The sequence below is a fragment of the Alcanivorax sp. HI0044 genome (assembly GCF_001634945.1).
Genome location: NZ_LWEZ01001186.1, coordinates 1 through 671 on the forward strand (window position 1 = coordinate 1; position 671 = coordinate 671).

The 671-nt window shown below is 59.5% G+C and carries 1 protein-coding gene; it reads left to right on the forward strand.

Features of this window, described 5'->3' with window-relative positions:
• Positions 1 to 196: 196 nt before the first annotated feature.
• On the forward strand, positions 197 to 671 hold a 475-nt coding region (locus A3730_RS15860; protein WP_231883978.1), incomplete at its 3' end, for a PfkB family carbohydrate kinase.

Genomic DNA, 671 nt, shown 5'->3' on the forward strand with positions numbered 1-671 from the left:
GGCGGCATAGCGTGTCCTGTTGCTCCTAAATTGGCCAAGGGTTGCTGAATGATACCCTGACAGCGTGGCGATGCGTAATGGTTGTGCCCGGTCAGCAGGCAGTGGCGTGCCGGGAGTGTACTGTCAGAACCTTTTTGCCTCCACCGCTATGCTACAATTGCGGGCAATTCGGCTCTGTTGTCTTTTGGAGACATTGATGCAAAACCCGCAAATTCCTTCTTTTGCCCAGGCCCGCGTTCTGGTGGCTGGCGATGTCATGCTTGATCGTTACTGGCACGGCCCCACCGGCCGTATTTCGCCGGAAGCGCCGGTGCCGGTGGTGCGCGTTACCGAGCTGGAAGATCGCCCCGGTGGTGCCGCCAACGTGGCATTGAACATGGCCGCCCTGGGCGCCCGTGCAGAGCTGGTTGGGGTGACGGGCCGCGATGAAGCGGCCTCGATTCTGGAAGAGCGGCTGGCGGCGGCGGAAGTGGGTTGCCATTTTCAGAAAGTGGACGGGTTGCCCACTATTACCAAATTGCGGGTGATTAGTCGTCAGCAACAACTGCTACGGCTGGATTTTGAAGAGGCGTTCCACAGCCAGGATCCGGCGCCTTTTGCCGAGCAGGTTAAGCAGCAGTTAGCCCATTGCGGTGCGCTGGTGTTGTCGGATTATGCCAAAGGCGCCCTGC